Genomic DNA, 18423 nt, shown 5'->3' with positions numbered 1-18423 from the left:
GTAAGCATCCGGCGAAGACCGCGCGCGGGTCATTTTCGGCTCAGGCGGCTTGATCAACGTTCCGGATGGCAGAGCGCCAATTCCATGGCAGCAGTTCGTCGAGCCTTTGGACGGGATGCTCGGCGATGCGCGCCAGAACGTCGGCGAGCCAGGCTTGCGGATCGACGTCGTTCATCTTGGCGGTGACGATCAGGCTGTACATCACCGCCGCCCGCTCGCCGCCGCGATCCGAGCCGCAGAACAACCACGACTTCCGACCTAAAGCGATGCCGCGCACGCCACGCTCCGCCGCATTGTTGGACAGGCAGATGCGGCCGTCATCGAGGAAGCGGGTAAATGCGCTCCAGCGCTTGAGCATGTAGTCCATGGCCTTGGCGACATCGTTGCTGCGCGAGAGCTTGGCGCGTTGTGTGCGCATCCAGGCTTCCAGATCGGCCACGAGCGGCGCGCTGAGTTCCCGGCGAACTGCCTGGCGCCTTTCGGCGCTCTGACCGTTGATGGTCCGCTCGATCTCGAACAGGGCGTCGATCCGGCGGACTGTTTCCAGCGCCAGCGGCGAGATCACTGCCGGCCTCTTGCCCTGAGCCTTGCGACGCGCATTCTCGGCCAGATCAGCCATCACGAAGAACGGCCGCCGGGCATGGACCCAGCACGCGGCTTCCAGGATCGGACCTGCGTTGCGGCCCGGTTCGTAAAGCCTGCCATAGCCGCCATAGGCATCGGCCTGGAAGATTCCGCTGTAGTTGGCCAAGTGAGCCTGGGGATGCTCGCCGGCCCGATCGCGCGAGTAATAGAACACCGCGCCCGGCGGGGCCTGCCCTCCAAAAGGCTTGTCGTCGCGCACATAGACCCAGATCCGGCCGGTGTCGGTCTTGCCTTTGGCCAGGACCGGAACCGTGGTGTCGTCCCCGTGCAATCGCTCGGCGCTCAGTACGTAGGCCTCGAGGCGCTTGAACAAAGGTGCCAGCGCCGCGGTGCAGCCGCCGACCTGGTCGGCCAGGGTCGACAGACTGATCGGCACGCCCTCCTTGGCATAGCGCTCCGCTTGCCGGTTCAGCGGCTGATGTTGACCAAACTTCTCGAACAGCACCATCGCCAGCAGGCTTGGCCCCGCCCAGCCGCGGGCAAGCACATGGAACGGCGCCGGAGCCTGGCTGATCTTCTCGCAATCACGGCAAGTAAACTTCTCGCGGACGTGCTGGATCACTTTCCAGGATTTCGGGATCACCTCCAGCGTCTCGGTGATGTCCTCGCCGAGCTTGGACAGCCGCGCGCCGCCACAGCAGGCGCACGCCACAGGTCCCGGCACGATCACCCGCTCGCGAGGTAGATGCTCCGGGAACGGCTGGCGTGACGGCCGCTTGCGCGTGAACGACGCCACCTTCGTGGTTTTGGCCGCGGCCATTTCGGCGGCGAGTTCGTCCTCCGTCGCCGAACTCTCCAGCTCCTCCAGCGTCAGTTCAAGCTGATCCAATAGCCGCGCGGTACGCTCCGAGCGCGGACCATGGCGGTCGCGGTTGAGTTTCTCGATCTGCAGCTTCAGATGGGCGATCAACGCCTGGTCGTCGGACTGCCGGGCACGGGCGGCCGCAGCCTCCGCCCGAGCAACGATCAATGCCGCTTGCAGCGTTTCGATGTCGTCTGGCAGCGATTCAAGGCCGTCACCCATGGCCCCGATGGAATCACAAAAGAGGCGATTTGAGGCGTCTTTTCTTCCGCACCTCAGAACTTTTTTGAGCCTATCCTGCGCTCTGTGGCCGCCACGTGTGCTGCGGATTGCGCCAGTCGATCGCCTCCAGCAGATAACTCATCTGCGCCGCGCTCAGCCCCACCACACCGCCCACCGTCGCCGGCCAGACAAAACGGCCACGGTCCAACCGCTTCGCGTAGAGCGACAATCCAATTCCATCGTGCCACAAGGCCTTGATCAGCGAACCGCCGCGTCCGCGGAACACGAAGACATCTCCGGCGAACGGATCGCGACCAAGGCTTTCCTGCACCAATAATGACAAACCCTGCATGCCCTTGCGCATGTCAGTGTAGCCGGTCGCAATCCAGATGCGTGCGCTCGAAGAGACTGGGATCATCGACGCTCCAGAACCTGCAGCACCCGCGCCAGGGCGGCCGCATCGACGCCCGCATCGACAATCACCCGACGATCCCGGCCAACGACGATCACCATCTGCCCGCTCGTCGCTGTGGCAGCAACCGCCGGCTCGACCTCAGCGGCAAGGACGACCCGCGCAAAGCCGGATTGCTCGCTTTGAGGGCTGATCGGCTCGGGACCGAACGAGCGCCGCCATGTCATCAGCAACGAACGTGATATGCCATGGCGTCTTGCTGTCGACGATATCGCGCGCGGCGCTTGAAAGCTTTCGGTCACGATCCGCAGCTTTTCGTCATCCGACCAGCGTCGCCGGCGACCAGTCTCGACCACCTCAAGCCGTTCAAGCTGAGTACTGCGCTTATGGCTGTCCATAAGGACTGTTACGCACCAATTGGACTAATCCAACAAGGCGGCCCTCGCCGGAGGGAGACGGTGAACTCAACGCCAATAGCAGGCAGGAGTGAGTTGAGTGCACCGTTGTTGGGGTCCAGGAGGGCGTGGCAAAACCAGAAAAATGTGATAGATTCGAGCAATGCCAAAGCAAAAACAACAGACTGGAAAAACCGTCAAGGGCGGCTTCGTCGTTGGCCGTGCCGGCTTTGCTAAGATCAGCGATGTTGAAGGCATTCGGCTGAAGCCGGCCATGAAAAAACGGGCCACCGAAGCCGCCGCCAAGGGCCTCTCAGCGGAAGAGTATCGCCGCTCGATTTTGCACAGCTACCGCAAGCGCTAGGCGTCATCGCATGTACGATGCGATTGACGATCCCTACACCTACGAAAACTCCACGGTTCTTGTTAACAAGCTCGACCTGCTGGACCAGGACGACCTCGACGATTTCGAAGCCGAAATTTCCAGCGCTCGATCGGCCGAGCCATTGCCCGAAGGCCAGCTGGACTTCGCCCACTATTGCGCCGTTCATCATCATCTTTTCCAGGATGTCTACGAATGGGCAGGGATGCCGCGAACGGTCCGGATGTCCAAACAAGGCAGCCCGTTCTGCTTTCCTGAACATATCGACACGCAGGCAGCGAAGCTTTTTCTGGATTTGAAGGCCGACCGTTTCCTGGAGAATCTGCCCGCAGCCGAGTTCGCGGCGAAGGCTGCGCACTTCCTTGCCGAATTGAATGTCATCCACGCATTCCGCGAAGGAAACGGGCGCTCTCAATTGTCGTTTTTTGCCATGCTGGCTGATCGGGCAGGCCATCCCCTCGATCTGGAAAGGCTCGACCCTGGTGCCATGCTCGACGCCATGATTGCCAGTTTTGACGGGGATGAAACCGAGTTGGCCCAAATCATAGCTGGCCTAGTTACCGTATAATCCGTCACGGCGACAGTTCACTCAATCGACGCTGTCCGCCAAGCGTGAACCGAAGCCGCAGGGTTGGCGATGGCGAATGAATTTGGTGTACTGTCGCCGCAACTCATTTTCGCATTCAGACCATGCCGGGTTCGTCACCGGCCAAAACACGTTCGACGGGGGAAGCGACCCGGGGCATCTTCTAACGCGACGTTTGAGAGGATCCTCGATGACAAGACTTCATGTCCTGGCCCTGCTGGGCGCGGCCCTGTTCGGGCTTGCCACGGCGCCGGTTGCGGCCGACACCTATCCGAGCCGCCTGGTGACCGTCGTGGTACCCTATCCCGCCGGGGGATCGGTCGACGGCGTCGCGCGCCTTCTCGCGCAAAAGCTGACCGAGTCGTTCGGGCAGAGTTTTATCGTCGAGAACCGCGCCGGTGGCGCCGGCGGTATCGTCGGCGCGAACTATGTCGCCAAGGCCGCGCCGGATGGCTACACGCTGATGCTGACCGCGTCGATCCATGTGGTGACGCCGTTCCTGCACAAGGCCGTTCCCTACGACGTGGTCACAGACTTCACGCCGATTTCGCTGGTGGCCAGCGGACCGCTGATCGTCAGCACCAATGCGCAGACGCCCGCCAAAAATCTCAAGGAATTCTTCGACCTGGTTCGCCAGGATCCGACCAAATACACCTTCGCGACATCGGGCTTCGGCTCGGCCGGGCACATGGCGATCGAACTGCTCAAGCGCGATGCCGGTGTCGACACCCTGGTGGTGACCTACAAGGGCGCAAGCCCCGCGCTGACGGACCTGATGAGCGGGCAGGTGCAGCTGATCGCCGATCCGATCCTGTCGTCGCTGCCGCTGGCGAAAGCCGGAAGCATCAAGGCGCTGGCCATCACCAGCACCAAGCGCGTCGACATCGCTCCGGAGATTCCGACCGTGGCTGAGTCCGGCATGACAGGCTTCGAGTTCAGCTCCTGGTACGGCCTGTGGGGCCCGAAGGGCTTGCCCACTGAGCTGGTCACGACGATTCAAGCCGAGGTCGCCAGGATCGTGCAGCGGCCGGAGGTGAGGGAACGCTTCGCGCTTCTCGGTTTCGAGCCGCTCGGCTCCACGCCGGATTATTTCGCCGGTTACATCAAGAGCGAGATGGCGAAGTACGAGCAGATCATCAAAGACGCGAACATCAAGGCTGAATGAGAGTGGCGCACGCGTGATCTGGGATTAGGGTGGCAGTGCAAAGCCTTGATATAAAGCAAATTGAAGTCGCCTCCGATAGGAGGAGTTATCTCGGAGAGCCGACCATGCAAGTACGCTGGCTGACAGGCGAGACGCTCCATGGAATGTTGACCACACTCGTAACTCCATGGCTGTTCCTGCTCGCGTCCGGTTGCCTCATGGCAGTGGCTTGGTCATTGGTGAACTTCTACGAGAACCAAGTTCGCCTGCTGCTATTATTCTTCTTGGCGTCTCTAGCTGTGTTTCACGTCATCGCCTGGTGGACGGCGGGATTATCGGATGAAAAAACGTACAAATTCGTCGATTACATATTCCTGATCTTCAGCCTCGCTGCTCTAGTCGCAGTCGTAGACGTACAATCAGAAGTGTCCAAGGAGAGGCTCTCCGAAGCGAGCAGGGTGTATTCTGTGTTTGAGAGCGAGCGGTGCCAAGATCCATATTCTAGGCGGTGCAGATTCTTTAGGAAGCAACTGGAGACCATAGATCGCAGCCGTGGAACGTCGTTGCTTGAAATGTGGGAGCTCTATCTCGATCAGGATCTTGAGCTTCTTAGAGAGAAGTGGAATGGCGGAGAAACCGACGAGATCAGAGTGATCAAGGGCGACCTTGAGCGATTTTATGCGACGTACCAGCGGTTGGAGCGCGCCCGGGAGTATGTCCTGACGTACAAGTCAGCATTCGATCGTTTCCTTCCGCTATATCTTGCTGCGATTGCTGCGTGCATTCGCCTGACGAAGGTAACCGCCGAACTCATGAAGTGGTACAGGGCTAAGCCGGCTTGACGCGGACCCATCGCGGACCGGAGCCGCAGAGCCATCAGGGTGGCGGTGACGAATGGATTTAGTTCACTGTCACTGTAACTCCACGCATCAGGATGACCCGCCGTGGCGGGCGATGATTGAATGTCAACAGATCGAGGGGAGACTGATGGCCGATGAGAAACGAAGGCTCCTCTGGCATGGCACGGTCCTGTTCTTGATCGGCTTGCTGACGGGGTTGGTCGAGCAGCATTTTGCAAATGTGAGGATGGGGCTGGCCGCCCATTTGGAGGGCGTGATGAACGGCACGTTCCTGCTTGCCGTCGGCGCCATCTGGAACGAGGTCAGGCTATCGACACGTACGAAGGCGGCGGCCTATTGGACGCTGCTCATTGGAACGTACGGCAATTGGACCGTCACCACATTGGCTGCCGTGCTTGGGACAGCCGCACTCTCGCCGATCACGGCGGTGGGGCACGAAGCGGAGCCCTGGAAGGAGGCGATGATCACCGCCGGGTTCGTATTCATCGGCCTGGCGATCATCGTGGCCGTCATCCTGCTGATGTTCGGGTTGCGGAGCACGGCAAAGCCGGAGTGAGGCGACGAGCGGCAAATACCAATCGCGGTGACGGTGCATTCAACCGCAGGGCATAAGCCATCCGCACCGGACAAGTGATCTCGCAACCGCAACCGCGGACGTCCTGGTGACGAGGGGCGACAACAGCCGGGAACAAGTTGCGCCTTGGTCCGTTCGTTCCACTTCGGCAATTCACAACAGCCGGTTCGCATTGACGTCATGGAGCCAGGCGGCATGAGTTCTGTTGATCCGATAGTTGCAGGTTCGTCCACCTCGGCGTCGGGGGAAACCTTGCGCAGGGACCGCTCGCCCGAGAAGATACCTCCCAAAACGTCCGATCCTGTTGTGCAGAAAGATGCCGACGTCAGGTCAGAGAAGCCTCAAGCGGATCCGGAGGGTCGACGGACCGACCGCAAGCCGCAGGACACCGATCAGACTCCGGAAAAGGGGCCCACGGGAGTAAAAGGCGCATTCCGCAAGCACCCGATCGCGATGATCGTCTGCCTTGGATTGATCGTCGTCGGAATCATCGCAGGCATCGCATGGTATCTTCACGCCCGTCACTACGAGAGTACGGACGATGCGTTTATCGATGGCCGGTCGGTGCTGGTCAGCCCGCAAGTCTCCGGCAGCATCGTCAGCGTCAATGTCACCGACAACCAGATCGTGAAAACTGGCGATCTGCTCGCGACCATCGACGCGCGAAACTATCAAGCCGCGGTCGATCAGGCCGACGCGCAGATCCGTCAGAACGAAGCGACCGTAAAAAATGTCGAAGCCCAGATCGCGGGGCAAAAAGCCCAGGTCGATCAGGCCACCCAGCAGGTGACGGAGGCGGCATCGGCGCTCAAATTCGCAACTGACGAAAACACCCGCTATCAGGACCTCGTGCAGAAGGGCGCCGGGACTGTTCAGCGCGCGCAACAGGCCTCATCCGACTTCAACGGCAAGCAGGCCGCCCTTGACGCAGCCAACGCGGCCAAGGTGGCGGCCGAACGGCAGATCGACGTCCTGAACGCGCAAAAGGTCGGCGCCGCGGCGCAACTCGATCAGTCCAGGGCACAGAAAGATCGCGCCGACGCCGATCTGCAGCGAACCGAGTTGCGCGCAACCGTCGACGGACGGGTGACGAAACTGACGGCGGCCGTCGGCGCACTGGCAGCACCCGGGCAGGCGATCATGATTGTGGTGCCGCTCGACATCTGGGTCACGGCCAATTTCAAGGAATCGCAACTCGCCGACATGCGCGTCGGCCAGCCCGTCGATATCAGAATTGACGCGTTCGGCGGCCGCAGTTTTCCCGGCCAGGTCAACAGCGTTCAGGCGGGCAGCGGAACCGCGTTCAGTCTGTTGCCGGCCGAAAACGCCACCGGCAATTATGTGAAGGTGGTGCAGCGCGTGCCGGTGAAGATCACCTTCAACCAGCGTCCCGATATTGAACTCGGACCGGGCATGTCGGTCGTTCCGACCGTCACCGTCCGTCCCTGAGGGGATGGTGGTAAATGCCTGACGCAGCGGCCAAGGGCGAATATGGTGACGCGAACCCCTGGATCATTGCCGTCCTGGTGGCGATCGCGACCTTCATGGAAGTGCTCGACACCACCATCGCCAACGTGGCCCTGCGTTACATATCGGGCGGCCTCGCCGTCAGCAGCGACGAGGCGTCCTGGGTCATAACCACCTATCTGGTCGCCAACTCCATCGTGCTGTGCGCCAGCGGCTGGATTGCCGAGATGTTCGGGCGCAAGAACTTCTTTCTGGTCTGCATTGCGCTGTTCACGGCGAGCTCGCTGATGTGCGGCTTTGCGTGGAATCTGCAGTCCTTGCTGGTGTTCCGCTTGTTGCAGGGTCTGGCCGGCGGCGGCATGACGCCGGTGGCGCAATCGATTCTGGCCGCGGCCTTCCCACCCGCCAAGCGCAGCCAGGGGTTTGCGCTCTACGGCATCGCCGTGGTCGTGGCACCTGCCGTCGGGCCGACACTCGGCGGCTGGCTGAGCGACAATCTGTCCTGGCACTGGTGCTTCCTCATCAACGTGCCGGTCGGATTGATCTCGCTGGTGCTGATCTACATGATCATTCCGAGTTCGCCGGAAAAGAAGAAAGAGCGCGAGCGGATGTGGGCCAAGGGCCTCGACTTTGACTGGGTGGGCTTTCTGCTGATTGCGATTTTCCTCGGTGGCCTCGAGGTCGTTCTTGACCGCGGCCAGATCGACGACTGGTTCAGCTCGAGCTTCATCGTCACGTTCGCGGCGATATCCGCCACCGCACTGCTGCTGTTCATCCCGTGGGAGCTCAATCGCCCGAAACCGCTCATCGACATCAAGATGCTGACCGGACGCCAGTTCGGCACCTGCTTTCTCATCATGCTGGTGACCGGCGCGCTCCTGATCGCGACGACGCAGATCGTGCCGCAGCTGTTGCAAGAGGCGTTCGGCTATACTGCCACCCTGGCTGGTCTTGCGATCTCGCCGGGCGGCGCGGTGACGATGGTGATGATGGTGGTGGTTGGCCGCCTTGGATTCGTCCAGCCGCGCTATCTGATCGCGGCAGGGGCGGCGATAGCCTGTTATGCGATGGTCGACCTGCTTCGCATCAACCCTGATGCAGACTACTGGTACTTCGCCTGGTCACGCATCTATCTCGGTATAGGCTTGCCGCTCGTCTTCATTCCGATCACGACAGCATCCTACGATGGCATTCCGCCTGACAAGACCGATCAGGCTTCGGCGCTGATCAACCTTGCGCGAAATTTCGGCGGATCGATGGGCGTGGCGCTGAGCCAGACCGTGCTGGCGCGGCGTGAGCAGTTTCATCAGAGCCGTCTGGTCGAACATATTGGCTCCTGGAATCCGTTCTATAACGATACGTTGAGCCGGATACAGGGATATCTGAATGGGCGCGCGGCCACCGGCAGCTCATCCGGAACCAGCACGGCGATTGTCAATCAGATGGTGCAGAACCAGGCTACGCTCCTTGCCTATATCGACGTGTTTGTTGCGCTGGGCGTGATTGCCGGGGTGATGGTGCCGCTGGCCCTGACGCTGCGCACGGTCAACCGGAGCGCCGGTTCGAAACCCGCCCATTAGCATTTTGCCACGCCGCGCCGGGTGAACGCGGTTCGGCACAGTCACCGCAATCCCAGCCGGACCCAAGATCCTCGCATTGAGCCTTGTCGAGTTGACCCGAGCAGGACATCGGCGATAGCCTGCCGGCAGCTTGTCGCGCTTTGTTGCAATTTTGAGCTGAAGATACTTGCGGCGGAACGGCGTCCCGCAGATGCGCCGGTTATTTGGGGGGAAACCTGATGCAGAAGCTTTTTGCAATTCTTGTCATTATCATTGCCTTGTCCTCGCCGCAGCTCGCGAAGGCCGGACCGAGCGAAGACGCCGCAATGGTCCGCGCGCAGTGGGAAGAGGTCTACAATTCCGGCGACGCCGACAAATTCGTCGCGCTCTACACCAAGGATGCCACACTTTTCGGATCGACGGCCCAGCTCTTCACCGGTTCAGACGGCGTGCGTGCCTACTACAGCAAGCTCCCGCCGGGCATCAAAGCAAAGATGGGCGATCAACAGGCCATCGCGGTCGGGTCGAATGTTCTCCTGAGCTCCGGTTTCGCAAGTTTTACGCTGAAGGATGGCACCGTCGTCCCGTATCGCTTGACCCTCGCTTTGGTGAAGGTCGACGGTCAATGGCTGATCGCCCAGCATCACGGCTCGCCGGTCCCGAAATGAAGTCTCGCAAACGCCGGAGATATCATGACCTTCGTATCTCGTCGTGGACTATTGGTTGGTAGCGCGGCACTGGCTGCTGCAACGGGTTTGCCATTGGCCGGGTCATCCCGCGCTGCTGCCCCGCTCGCCGGACAGCAGGCTCCGGGGTTCTATCGATACCAGGTCGGGGATTTCGAGGTCAGCGTGATTTCGGACGGCGCGCTCAGGTTTCCGGTTGAGGGCTTCGTGACGAATGCCAGCACCGATCAGGTCAAGGCCGCGCTCACAGCGGCGTTCCGTAACACGGATGGGTTGACGGTCCCGTTCACGCCGATCGTCGTCAACACGGGAGCGAGGCTGATCCTGATCGACACCGGCCTTGGCGATGCCGCGGTTGAGCGCACGAAGGGGACTGCGGGCCAGTTCGCGGCCAATTTGAAGGCTGCGGGTCTCGATCGCGGGGATATCGACGCCGTCGTCATATCTCATTTCCATGTCGACCACGTCGATGGCCTGCTGAACGCGGACAACAAGCCTGCGTTTCCGAATGCCGAGATTTTCGTGCCGGCGGCCGAACTGAAGTTCTGGATGGACGACGGCGAGATGAGCCGTGCTCCGAAGGGGCGGATCGAAGGGCTGTTCAAGAACACCAGGCGGATCATCGCAGCGCTCGGCGGCAAGGTGACGCCCTTCGAGGCCGGCAAGGACGTGCCGGGCAATGAAATCGTGCCAGGGCTCACCGCTGTTGCAACACCGGGGCACTCCGTCGGCCACACGTCGTTCGTTCTGTCCTCACGCGGCAGAAGCGTGTTCGTTCAGGGTGACGTCGCCCATATCCCGGTGCTGTTTGTCGAAAATCCCAGCTGGCACGCCGCGATCGATCAAGACCCGGTCATGGCCGAAGCCACCCGTCGCAGAATCTACGATATGCTGGTGGCGGAGAAGATGCTGGTTCAGGGCTTTCATTACCCATTCCCAGCCCTTGCCCATATCGAGCGGACCGCGAATGGCTATCGCGAAATTCTGGTGCCGTGGAGCACCAGCATCTAGGCAGTCCGTCTCGCGGGAGCTATCTCGTCTTGAGACATCCGCGATCGGAATTACGGAATTTCGGCGAAATGCGGTGACAGAGTTACGGTGCTCACCGCAATTCATGGCCTGAGCAAAATTGACCATCCCAGATTTTGGAACCGGGCTATATCCGCATCATGGCTCCGAACACGCTCACGCGCGAAGAGTTTGCCTCGCTGCTTAAGGTCGGCAACTGCTCGACATTGGACCCGCCAGCAGCAATTCCCGTCGAGCACAGCACCAAACTGATCGCGCTGGGTTATATGGTCGACTTGGTAGGAAGGCTGCGGATGACGACGCCCGGCAGGCACCGGATAGCGGTAGGGGCCTGAAGGTCGCCGTTCTGCTACTAGGCTGCAATCCGTTGTTCGACGGGGGCCGTCAGGTGCTTGAGCACTTCCGCATGCTCGAGGTCAGGGACCGCGATGGCCGTGTGGCTGTACATCGCATGCGCGCGCGAATTTGCGATTCTGTCCAGGATCTCTTTGCCCTTGATGACGTGGAGGCCCATGCCGTCGCCGGACGGGAAGATCGCCAACACCACGTCATAAGCCGCGATGACGGCTCTGAGCGCCTCGGCCTTGTCTTCGGCGACATCGACAAAAACGCGAACATCGGCTGCGAGTTCACGCAGCTCATCAAAATCCAGCACTGTGGGGGTACTCCAACGCAACGATACTGCGAGGAGCTTGGATGGGTTGGGTTACTGAAGTCTCAACAGCGCATGCCGAGTCACAAGTTTCACGATGAGGTGACTCCATTATGGAGTCAGACTCGCAAAACGAGTGTCCCGCTGCTGACCGATGTCGGCCCTGGGTGGAATTGAAGCGCGATGCGCGCGACGGCTACATCACGTGAAGCTACATCACTTGGCGTAGCCCTGAGAACGGAGCCATGCGATCTTGCGATCCCCGTTGATCCAGTCGTCGGCATCTGCCTTGCTGGTGAAGCCTGTAATCTGGCGCTGCTCGTGGTCGGGGTAGTCCGCCAGTATTTTCCAGTCGTTGTCTGAAATGCGGACGGTTTTGAAGGTCACTTTTGTTTTAGCCATGCAGCATTATGCAGGAGCTGGCCCCAAAAGTGAACCCGCCTTGAGCTTTGAAGCAACCTTGGGCGGCGGGGCAGGCATCGGGGCCCGGCCAATCGGCGGGGTTGGGCCGTCTGCAAAGACGTCCAGGTCTTGGATATCAGGTCTTGGGGATGAGGTCATGGAGATGGCCATGCGAGAACGCGTGACGAACCAGCAGAACTCCATAGGGATATTGTTGTTTTCGATTTCTGGTGTCGTATCGAATAGCCCAACAGAGGCGGTTGTCCGGGTCAAAAAGATGAGGAACCCACGCCCAACTGCGGCTTGCGTTTTCGGCCTCGATAGGTTCTAAGCCCGGTTGCTTCATGACCGTAGGCATGAATAGAAGCGCGCCGGGTAGTTTTACGGCGTCCCAGGCAGAGCTACATCGTGGCTCGCGCGCACCCAATTCAGAGGACTTTGAGACATGGCGAAGATGACCAAGACCCAGTTGATCGATGCAATCGCAGAGGGCACGCAGCTTTCGAAGAACGACGTGAAGTCGGTTATCGAGTTCATGGCGACCGTCGGCTACAAGGAGCTGAACGAGTCCGGCGAGTTCGTCATTCCCGGCTTCGTCAAAATGTCAGTCGTGAACAAGCCTGCGACCGAAGCCCGCATGGGCGTCAATCCCTTCACCAAGGAGCCGATGCAGTTTGCGGCGAAGCCCGCGAGCAAGTCGGTCAAGGCGTCGCCGCTGAAGGTCGCCAAGGACTCCGTCTGATCCGGCCATCGCGCGCCGTAAAAAGCGAAAACCCCGCCTGGGGAAGGCGGGGTTTCCTGATGGGGGTGAAGCCTGGGGGAAGCTTCACTTATAAGACGCGCCAGCGCTGAGAAGGTTCACTGTCTGAGGACAGGAGAGTGCTCGGCGATCGCGATCGGGTTTTCCTTTTCGCCAAGAGTCGCAAGTCATCAGTCGCAATTCATCGCCCGCGACCGAAAGAGAAAAACCCCGCGCGGGGGAGCTGCGGGGTTCTTCAATGCTGGCGGTCGCGTCGCACAACCGACAGCACCATCGATTTCAGTCTGACAATGCGGAGGCGGGGCGTTCGTTCCAGCGTTGCGAACGAGCGGGCGCTTTGTCTACAAAGAAAAACCCCGCGCTTGCGCACGGGGCTCTCTAGCCGACGGCAATGGGATTTCAGCGCCTAGCCGCCAGCCGTGTTTCTAACTTAAGGTTGAAAATCCAAAAAGCAACAGCGCCGCGGTGACGGAATATGTCCGTCAGGCGGCGCTGCAGTATGACTGGGCGCTGAAATCCCCAGCCTCCATGGGTCTCGCGCCACCAAAAAGGTTCAAGGCGACGTGATGAGGAAATCTCTGGCCAGGGCTGGACTTTTTGTTCTCATTTTGTTCTAGTGAATCGCCTTGGAGGTGACTCATGACGATCGAGAAACAGCGCGAAGTGATCAGGCTCTGGAATCAACTCAGGAAGGTCGAGGGCCCGGCCGCCGAAGAACTCCGCATCCAGATCCTCGAATGCTTTGCGGAGAAGAGCAACGCCAAGCGCGCGGCGTGAGAGGTCTCGCCGGACATCGATAACACGCGGCAATAGCTGCGTGTCGAGCAGGGCATGTCGCGAGATCGTCAGCTCGCGAGATCATGAGCGTGCTTTGCGCGCGTCTCGAAATTCTCATCTCGAGATTCCTGCCGCCGGCAAAGTGATCAGTCGCGTCTTCATCCGTCATTAGGATTCGCTTCGCGTTGATATTTCCGACTCCGATTCGTTCTTTGAGAACGAAGTGGAGTCGGATGCAGAACAAGTCGTGGCTGTCTGAATCTCGACGCAGGGCCTGTATCAAAACGAGTCAGCTTGATGTGTCGCACAGTCGTTTGCTCAAGGTGCGGCCGCTCCGCATGACGTCGACAGTGTCGAGGTGAATCGAAGATGCGCTCGCGCGATGCAAACCAATTGTTAGGAGTTGCTCCGCGCCGATTTCGTCGATTCCGATTCGTTCTTTGAGAACGAAATGGAGTCGAAGCTGGAACAAAGCCGGTCGGCGAACCGCGAGAAGCTCCCCGGCGGCATCTCGACGCTCTGCGCGTCCGGCGCTATCGTCGCTGACGACGGCGGGCGCATCCATGAAGAACGGGCTTTACTCCATCCACATCCACATGCTCGACGGCGTGAAGGGCCGCGACAGCGGCGTGCTGGTGCTGCGGGACGGCGTGCTGCTCGGGGGAGGGCCGTATTTCTGGTCGCACGGGTCGTACAGTGTCGGCAACGGCACCTGGAAGGGTGAGCTTGCCACCAACCAGCATTCGCCGTTCGCCGATCCGCTGGTCCGGCCGCTGTTCGCTGGCGCAGAGGCCACCAGTGGCTTTTCCGGGACGTTCAGCGGGGATGACGCCGAGGTGTTCGGCACCGTGCTGGTCGCGGGTCATCGCAGTCTGGGTTTTCGCGCGACATTGAAGTGGCTTGCCGAGATCTGAGGCGTCTCGGCGAACTCCTAACGAAAGCTTGCAGCGGTCGCGATAACCCTATTCGGTTAGGTTAAAAGCCCAATCGCGTTGCGCTTGCGCGCCGTTGGGATAGGTGTCTGGCAAAGACAACAAGAAAACCGATTTTGCCAATGACCCCATTTTTAGAACCATCGTTTTATCAAGGCGACCGCCAGACCTATCGGCGCGTTGCCGTCGTCGGCACGCTGTTCTGTCTCGCTTTCGTCGTGATCAGCTTTTCGATGCGGCCGCAGGACGAGGACACGCGCGTTGCGGTCAAGGCCGACCGGCTGATGCGCACCGCCGGCCAAGCGCCGCACGCGAATTAAGACTTGTCGCTATGAGGTCGGATCGTCGGCACCCGTCTGCCGGCACGAGGTCCCGTGCGTTGCGAGCGCCACGAAGCCGGCATAGCCGGACAGATTGAGCAGGATGTCGAGCCACGCGGGCATGTTGAGCCTCTTCTCATGAAGGCACGATCAACGTGCGCGCGAGGCGCACGTTCCCCGCTGACAGAAGAAACGCCACTCAGAGTGGGGAGGAGGGGTCAAGCCGCCGGCCCAGCGTCGGAACCGTCTCCGTGGACGGCGTTGCCTTGAGGAACTCCGCAATGGCGCGGGCGAGCTCGCCGTCGGTCATGGGCGTCGGCGGCGGGCGCAGGGCGCCGAAGCCGAAATTGCGGACGATCTCGTCGTAATGCTGCTCGTTGGTGTTGGGAACGAGCCGGCGGATGCGGGCCAGCAGCGCTGATATCGGCAATCTCTCATCCCAAGGTGCCGTCGCCGTGGGCAGCCAGTTACGTCTGCTGCCATTTTGTCCGTTCGAAACTGAAAAACCCCGCCAGCACCGCGGAGATGCTGACGGGGTCTTCGTGCTGTTACCTCTACCGGATAGCGGAGGCTCCGCACTTGAAACCCCAATACTTGTGAGGCGATTTCGTTCCCTTCAGGACGGAGTTTTTTTCGCATACCTTGCGGCGCCGACATAGCCGCTCCGCGCAACCATCGCAGGCGGATGACGTTGTCTCTCCAGATGTGAAGGAGACACGCATGATGAAGAAAACATTGGCAGTTTTGGCGACGATCGCGGCGGTTGGCGTGACGGCGGTTGCGGCGCCAGCACCTGCGGAAGCGCGCGGTCGCGGCATTGGACCGGGCTTGGCGTTCGGTCTCGCCGCAGGCGCGATCACTGCTGGCGCGGTCGCGGCGTCCGGTCCTTATGGCTATGGTCCCGGCTACGGCTATGGTCCCGGCTACGGTTATTATGGCCGCCCGGCCTATGCCTACGGTCCTGCCCCGTACGCCTATGGACCAGGCTACTATCGCCACCGTTATTACCGCAATTATTGGTAATCGCAGGTCATAACCGACAAGTGAAAAGCCCGGAGCAATGCTCCGGGCTTTTTTCATGCGCGCGCATCTGGCGCGATATCCTACGGCCAGAGCGAGGGCCGCTCCACCCTGCGGGCGTTCTCGAGCGTCGACACGAAATACTCGTCACGCTCGCGCTTGAACTTTTCCTGCGTCGCGCGGAAGGCGGCAACACGTGCGGCGATTTCATCTCGTTCGCGAATCTTGCGTTGTTCGTCTTCGGTCATGTCAAATCCCCACTACACCTGAGTCTGTGTGCACTGTTGAACTCAAGCACTGCCGCCGCAATCACGTTGAGTCGCGTCAACACATGCATTGGCGCTTCTGATTGGGGCGTCAATGGGGAGGAGGCATTGCAGGATTGTGATAAGCGAGGGTCGGAAAAAATTGCCGACCGCGGCTTGCGCGGCAGTGGATAAGAGCGTCAACAATCTTGTCGCTTGAACGTGTTGCAGCTAGCGCGAAAGCAAAGCGGGAGGCGGCGAGTGATTGCATCAGACCTTCAAAGCGGCGTTGAACGGCTCGGCGACATGATCGCCGAAGCCAAGACCATCGTCCCGTTCACCGGCGCCGGTATCTCGACCGAATGCGGCATCCCGGACTTCCGCTCGCCCGGCGGCCTCTGGACCCGCAACCGTCCGATCCCGTTCGATGAATTCGTTGCCAGCCAGGACGCGCGGGACGAATCCTGGCGCCGCCGCTTTGCGATGCAAGAAACCTTCGCGGCTGCAAAGCCTGGCCGCGGCCATCGCGCGCTCGCAGCGCTGCACCGCGCCGGCAAGGTTCCCGCGGTCATCACCCAGAACATCGACAATCTGCACCAGGCCTCGGGCTTTGCGGCCGACCGCGTGATTGAACTTCACGGCAATACCACTTATGCGCGCTGCATCGGATGTAGGCACGCCTATCAGCTCGACTGGGTGAAGCGCCGTTTCGACGACGACGGCGCCGCGCCGAACTGCACCGCGTGCGATGAGCCGGTGAAAACCGCAACGATCTCATTCGGTCAGGCGATGCCGGAGGATGAAATGCAGCGCGCGACCGAGTTGTCGCAAGCCTGCGATCTCTTCATCGCGATCGGTTCCTCGCTCGTGGTGTGGCCCGCGGCGGGCTTTCCGATGATGGCGAAGAACGCCGGTGCACGTTTGGTGATCATCAATCGCGAGCCGACCGAGCAGGACGATATCGCCGACCTCGTGATCCACCACGACATCGGTGAAACACTCGGGCCGTTCGTCCGTAATTGAACGGTCGTTTTTGATTCGCGCCTGTGCAAGCTGTTCATAGGTTCCGGCGAATCTCTTTTTTGTCTATGCCTCGCAACCGGGAGTGTTATCTTTTGATTCGAGAGATTCGCGTCGCGTCCAGTTGAGAAGATTCTCTGAAGGTTCTCGAAAGACGCGTGATTCGACGCCGCCACTGAGGGCGGGTTGCATGGCATGTGTGGGGTCCGGGGTTATGGGGTCGTCGGACGGATTTGAGTCCAAGAAGCTGGGAGTTCCCGCAGCCGGCGAACACGGCGGCGGTCGCGATAGCGCGCTCAGTCCCTTCACCGGACTTGGTGAGGCCAGCGCCAACCTGGTCGAGGTCCACGGCGTCATCAAATGGTTCGACGCCTCAAAGGGCTACGGCTTCATCGTTCCCGACAATGGCTGGCCCGACGTGCTCCTGCACGTTACCGTGCTTAGGCGCGACGGCTTCCAGACCGCTTATGAGGGCGCCCGCATTGTCGTCGAGTGCATCCAGCGCGCCAAGGGTTACCAGGCCTTCCGCGTGGTCTCGATGGACGAGTCGACCGCGATCCATCCGGCGCAGATGCTGCCGCCGCGCACCCATGTCACGGTCACCGCGACCAGCGGGCTGGAGCGGGCCCAGGTCAAATGGTTCAACCGGCTCCGCGGCTTCGGCTTCCTGACCTGCGGCGAGGGTACCCCCGACATCTTCGTGCACATGGAGACGCTGCGCCGCTTCGGCATGACCGAATTGCGGCCCGGCCAGTATGTGCTGGTCCGCTTTGGGCCGGGCTCCAAGGGCATGATGGCGGCTGAGATCCATCCCGAGACCGGATCGCCGGGATTGCAGTCGCACTAACGGCTTCCAACTCCCGCAATCGTGAGCAGAGGCGCATGGTCGGGACCATGTGCCTTTTCTGGCTTTTCCGGCGATCGCCGCGTAAGGATTGCGCCAGTTCCACGTCTTGAGCGCCGTCCCGAGTGCATCCCATGAAGCTTGATCGAAACACTGTCTGGTCCCTCGCCAGAGGCTGGCTTGCTGCCATCCTCGTCGTCGCCGGCTTTGCCGTTGCCAGCGCGCCCGTCCGGGCCGCCAGCTTCCAGCCGCTCGAGATCGTCACCAAGAACGGCGTGCAGGTGTTCTCGGTGGAGATGGCGACGACGGAGGAGGAGAAGCAGACCGGACTGATGTACCGCAAGGAATTGGCCGACGGCAAAGGCATGCTGTTCGACTTCAATCCCGAGCAGGAAGTGTCGATGTGGATGAAGAACACCTACATCTCGCTCGACATGATCTTCATCCGCGCCGACGGCCGCATCCTGCGCATCGCGGAAAACACCGAAACGCTGTCGACCAAAATCATCGCGTCCCACGGCCTGGCCCGGGCCGTTCTGGAGGTGCCGGCGGGCACCGCGCAGAAATATGGCATCCGCCCCGGCGACCGCGTCGGCCATCCGCTGTTCGGCAGCAAATAGGGCCGCAAACAGGGCCGAGCGCGGGGGCATTGCCGTCTTGCTGGCGTGCCGGGAAGCGTGTATCGACG

General features: G+C 60.7%; 25 protein-coding genes. 17 read left to right on the top strand and 8 right to left on the bottom strand.

The window, feature by feature from the left end; translation table 11 throughout:
- Positions 1-40: 40 nt before the first annotated feature.
- The 3 genes from tnpC to tnpA form a co-directional block, all read right to left on the bottom strand.
- On the bottom strand, positions 41-1669 hold the full coding sequence (gene tnpC / locus UB31_RS07690; protein WP_044999807.1) for an IS66 family transposase: 1629 nt from the start codon (positions 1667-1669) through the stop codon (positions 41-43).
- 70 nt (positions 1670-1739) lie between these two features.
- On the bottom strand, positions 1740-2087 hold the full coding sequence (tnpB, locus tag UB31_RS07685) for an IS66 family insertion sequence element accessory protein TnpB (protein WP_044999806.1): 348 nt from the start codon (positions 2085-2087) through the stop codon (positions 1740-1742).
- Positions 2084-2479, bottom strand: coding sequence for an IS66-like element accessory protein TnpA (gene tnpA, locus UB31_RS07680; RefSeq protein WP_044999804.1), 396 nt, complete (start codon positions 2477-2479; stop codon positions 2084-2086). The genes tnpB and tnpA overlap by 4 nt, the downstream gene beginning before the upstream one ends.
- Positions 2480-2639: 160 nt before the next feature.
- Between tnpA and UB31_RS07675 the strand changes: the two genes are divergently transcribed.
- The 9 genes from UB31_RS07675 (at position 2640) to UB31_RS07635 (ending at position 10745) form a co-directional block, all read left to right on the top strand.
- Complete coding sequence (locus UB31_RS07675; RefSeq protein ID WP_045007207.1) at positions 2640-2840, top strand: hypothetical protein; 201 nt, start codon at positions 2640-2642, stop codon at positions 2838-2840.
- A gap of 10 nt (positions 2841-2850) precedes the next feature.
- A complete protein-coding gene (locus UB31_RS07670; RefSeq protein WP_045010421.1) occupies positions 2851-3426 on the top strand; it encodes a Fic/DOC family protein in 576 nt (191 codons plus the stop codon).
- Positions 3427-3634: 208 nt separating this feature from the next.
- Positions 3635-4609, top strand: coding sequence for a Bug family tripartite tricarboxylate transporter substrate binding protein (locus UB31_RS07665; RefSeq protein WP_045010420.1), 975 nt, complete (start codon positions 3635-3637; stop codon positions 4607-4609).
- Positions 4610-4644: 35 nt separating this feature from the next.
- Positions 4645-5430 (top strand): hypothetical protein, encoded by a 786-nt coding sequence (locus tag UB31_RS07660; protein ID WP_156175228.1) that lies wholly within the window; start codon positions 4645-4647, stop codon positions 5428-5430.
- 52 nt (positions 5431-5482) lie between these two features.
- Entirely contained in the window at positions 5483-6004 is a 522-nt protein-coding gene (locus UB31_RS07655; protein WP_245305960.1) for a styrene oxide isomerase, read from the top strand.
- Between the two features lie 198 nt (positions 6005-6202).
- Entirely contained in the window at positions 6203-7471 is a 1269-nt protein-coding gene (locus tag UB31_RS07650; RefSeq protein ID WP_245305959.1) for an HlyD family secretion protein, read from the top strand.
- A gap of 14 nt (positions 7472-7485) precedes the next feature.
- The gene (locus tag UB31_RS07645; RefSeq protein ID WP_045010416.1) at positions 7486-9069 is read left to right on the top strand and encodes a DHA2 family efflux MFS transporter permease subunit; all 1584 of its coding nucleotides are present in this window, start codon (positions 7486-7488) and stop codon (positions 9067-9069) included.
- Positions 9070-9287: 218 nt separating this feature from the next.
- Positions 9288-9716, top strand: a complete 429-nt coding sequence (locus UB31_RS07640) for an SgcJ/EcaC family oxidoreductase (protein ID WP_045010415.1) — start codon at positions 9288-9290, stop codon at positions 9714-9716.
- A gap of 24 nt (positions 9717-9740) precedes the next feature.
- Positions 9741-10745 (top strand): MBL fold metallo-hydrolase, encoded by a 1005-nt coding sequence (locus UB31_RS07635; RefSeq protein WP_045010414.1) that lies wholly within the window; start codon positions 9741-9743, stop codon positions 10743-10745.
- A gap of 370 nt (positions 10746-11115) precedes the next feature.
- On the opposite strand, the gene UB31_RS07625 is transcribed toward UB31_RS07635, so the two are convergent.
- Both UB31_RS07625 and UB31_RS07620 read right to left on the bottom strand, forming a co-directional pair.
- Positions 11116-11418: a hypothetical protein gene (locus tag UB31_RS07625; protein ID WP_045007217.1), complete on the bottom strand. Its 303-nt coding sequence runs from the start codon at positions 11416-11418 to the stop codon at positions 11116-11118.
- Between the two features lie 213 nt (positions 11419-11631).
- Positions 11632-11817, bottom strand: a complete 186-nt coding sequence (locus UB31_RS07620) for a hypothetical protein (RefSeq protein WP_045007218.1) — start codon at positions 11815-11817, stop codon at positions 11632-11634.
- Positions 11818-12262: 445 nt separating this feature from the next.
- On the opposite strand from UB31_RS07620, the gene UB31_RS07615 reads away from it, so the two are divergent.
- Together UB31_RS07615 and UB31_RS42085 are read left to right on the top strand one after the other, a co-directional pair.
- Complete coding sequence (locus UB31_RS07615; RefSeq protein WP_045007219.1) at positions 12263-12559, top strand: HU family DNA-binding protein; 297 nt, start codon at positions 12263-12265, stop codon at positions 12557-12559.
- A gap of 657 nt (positions 12560-13216) precedes the next feature.
- On the top strand, positions 13217-13354 hold the full coding sequence (locus UB31_RS42085; protein WP_197087423.1) for a hypothetical protein: 138 nt from the start codon (positions 13217-13219) through the stop codon (positions 13352-13354).
- A 289-nt stretch (positions 13355-13643) separates the two neighbouring features.
- Here the strand turns inward: UB31_RS42085 and UB31_RS42400 are convergent, their stop codons facing one another.
- Entirely contained in the window at positions 13644-13919 is a 276-nt protein-coding gene (locus UB31_RS42400) for a hypothetical protein (protein ID WP_210168179.1), read from the bottom strand.
- Here UB31_RS42400 and UB31_RS07610 point away from each other — a divergent pair.
- Positions 13918-14268: a GrlR family regulatory protein gene (locus UB31_RS07610; protein ID WP_045010413.1), complete on the top strand. Its 351-nt coding sequence runs from the start codon at positions 13918-13920 to the stop codon at positions 14266-14268. The genes UB31_RS42400 and UB31_RS07610 overlap by 2 nt on opposite strands.
- 140 nt (positions 14269-14408) lie before the next feature.
- Positions 14409-14606 carry a hypothetical protein gene (locus UB31_RS07605; protein WP_045010412.1) on the top strand — a complete coding sequence of 66 codons (198 nt, stop codon included), beginning with the start codon at positions 14409-14411 and terminating at the stop codon, positions 14604-14606.
- A gap of 199 nt (positions 14607-14805) precedes the next feature.
- Here UB31_RS07605 and UB31_RS07600 read toward each other — a convergent pair whose 3' ends face one another.
- Positions 14806-15036, bottom strand: a complete 231-nt coding sequence (locus tag UB31_RS07600; protein WP_045010411.1) for a hypothetical protein — start codon at positions 15034-15036, stop codon at positions 14806-14808.
- Positions 15037-15329: 293 nt separating this feature from the next.
- On the opposite strand from UB31_RS07600, the gene UB31_RS07595 reads away from it, so the two are divergent.
- A complete protein-coding gene (locus tag UB31_RS07595; RefSeq protein WP_045007606.1) occupies positions 15330-15629 on the top strand; it encodes a hypothetical protein in 300 nt (99 codons plus the stop codon).
- 80 nt (positions 15630-15709) lie between these two features.
- Here the strand turns inward: UB31_RS07595 and UB31_RS42080 are convergent, their stop codons facing one another.
- On the bottom strand, positions 15710-15874 hold the full coding sequence (locus UB31_RS42080) for a hypothetical protein (RefSeq protein WP_197090781.1): 165 nt from the start codon (positions 15872-15874) through the stop codon (positions 15710-15712).
- Between the two features lie 258 nt (positions 15875-16132).
- On the opposite strand from UB31_RS42080, the gene UB31_RS07590 reads away from it, so the two are divergent.
- The 3 genes from UB31_RS07590 to UB31_RS07580 all read left to right on the top strand — a co-directional run bounded on the left by UB31_RS07590 (position 16133) and on the right by UB31_RS07580 (position 18355).
- Positions 16133-16894, top strand: coding sequence for an SIR2 family NAD-dependent protein deacylase (locus tag UB31_RS07590; protein WP_045010410.1), 762 nt, complete (start codon positions 16133-16135; stop codon positions 16892-16894).
- A gap of 211 nt (positions 16895-17105) precedes the next feature.
- The gene (locus tag UB31_RS07585; protein ID WP_045007223.1) at positions 17106-17738 is read left to right on the top strand and encodes a cold-shock protein; all 633 of its coding nucleotides are present in this window, start codon (positions 17106-17108) and stop codon (positions 17736-17738) included.
- Between the two features lie 131 nt (positions 17739-17869).
- Positions 17870-18355, top strand: coding sequence for a DUF192 domain-containing protein (locus tag UB31_RS07580; protein ID WP_045010409.1), 486 nt, complete (start codon positions 17870-17872; stop codon positions 18353-18355).
- Positions 18356-18423 lie beyond the last annotated feature (68 nt).

The organism is Bradyrhizobium sp. LTSP849 (assembly GCF_000938255.1).
Lineage (GTDB): Bacteria > Pseudomonadota > Alphaproteobacteria > Rhizobiales > Xanthobacteraceae > Bradyrhizobium.
The sequence above is the reverse complement of the archived record's forward strand: the minus strand, read 5'-3'. Positions and strand labels throughout refer to the sequence as shown.

Bases quoted from the DNA above. Each gene is read 5' to 3' on its own strand.
- tnpC (WP_044999807.1), bottom strand. From the start codon at position 1,669: ATGGGTGACGGCCTTGAATCGCTGCCAGACGACATCGAAACGCTGCAA.
- tnpB (WP_044999806.1), bottom strand. From the start codon at position 2,087: ATGATCCCAGTCTCTTCGAGCGCACGCATCTGGATTGCGACCGGCTAC.
- tnpA (WP_044999804.1), bottom strand. From the start codon at position 2,479: ATGGACAGCCATAAGCGCAGTACTCAGCTTGAACGGCTTGAGGTGGTC.
- UB31_RS07675 (WP_045007207.1), top strand. From the start codon at position 2,640: ATGCCAAAGCAAAAACAACAGACTGGAAAAACCGTCAAGGGCGGCTTC.
- UB31_RS07670 (WP_045010421.1), top strand. From the start codon at position 2,851: ATGTACGATGCGATTGACGATCCCTACACCTACGAAAACTCCACGGTT.
- UB31_RS07665 (WP_045010420.1), top strand. From the start codon at position 3,635: ATGACAAGACTTCATGTCCTGGCCCTGCTGGGCGCGGCCCTGTTCGGG.
- UB31_RS07655 (WP_245305960.1), top strand. From the start codon at position 5,483: ATGGATTTAGTTCACTGTCACTGTAACTCCACGCATCAGGATGACCCG.
- UB31_RS07650 (WP_245305959.1), top strand. From the start codon at position 6,203: ATGGAGCCAGGCGGCATGAGTTCTGTTGATCCGATAGTTGCAGGTTCG.
- UB31_RS07645 (WP_045010416.1), top strand. From the start codon at position 7,486: ATGCCTGACGCAGCGGCCAAGGGCGAATATGGTGACGCGAACCCCTGG.
- UB31_RS07640 (WP_045010415.1), top strand. From the start codon at position 9,288: ATGCAGAAGCTTTTTGCAATTCTTGTCATTATCATTGCCTTGTCCTCG.
- UB31_RS07635 (WP_045010414.1), top strand. From the start codon at position 9,741: ATGACCTTCGTATCTCGTCGTGGACTATTGGTTGGTAGCGCGGCACTG.
- UB31_RS07620 (WP_045007218.1), bottom strand. From the start codon at position 11,817: ATGGCTAAAACAAAAGTGACCTTCAAAACCGTCCGCATTTCAGACAAC.
- UB31_RS07615 (WP_045007219.1), top strand. From the start codon at position 12,263: ATGGCGAAGATGACCAAGACCCAGTTGATCGATGCAATCGCAGAGGGC.
- UB31_RS42085 (WP_197087423.1), top strand. From the start codon at position 13,217: ATGACGATCGAGAAACAGCGCGAAGTGATCAGGCTCTGGAATCAACTC.
- UB31_RS07610 (WP_045010413.1), top strand. From the start codon at position 13,918: ATGAAGAACGGGCTTTACTCCATCCACATCCACATGCTCGACGGCGTG.
- UB31_RS42400 (WP_210168179.1), bottom strand. From the start codon at position 13,919: ATGGATGCGCCCGCCGTCGTCAGCGACGATAGCGCCGGACGCGCAGAG.
- UB31_RS07605 (WP_045010412.1), top strand. From the start codon at position 14,409: ATGACCCCATTTTTAGAACCATCGTTTTATCAAGGCGACCGCCAGACC.
- UB31_RS07595 (WP_045007606.1), top strand. From the start codon at position 15,330: ATGAAGAAAACATTGGCAGTTTTGGCGACGATCGCGGCGGTTGGCGTG.
- UB31_RS42080 (WP_197090781.1), bottom strand. From the start codon at position 15,874: ATGACCGAAGACGAACAACGCAAGATTCGCGAACGAGATGAAATCGCC.
- UB31_RS07585 (WP_045007223.1), top strand. From the start codon at position 17,106: ATGGGGTCGTCGGACGGATTTGAGTCCAAGAAGCTGGGAGTTCCCGCA.
- UB31_RS07580 (WP_045010409.1), top strand. From the start codon at position 17,870: ATGAAGCTTGATCGAAACACTGTCTGGTCCCTCGCCAGAGGCTGGCTT.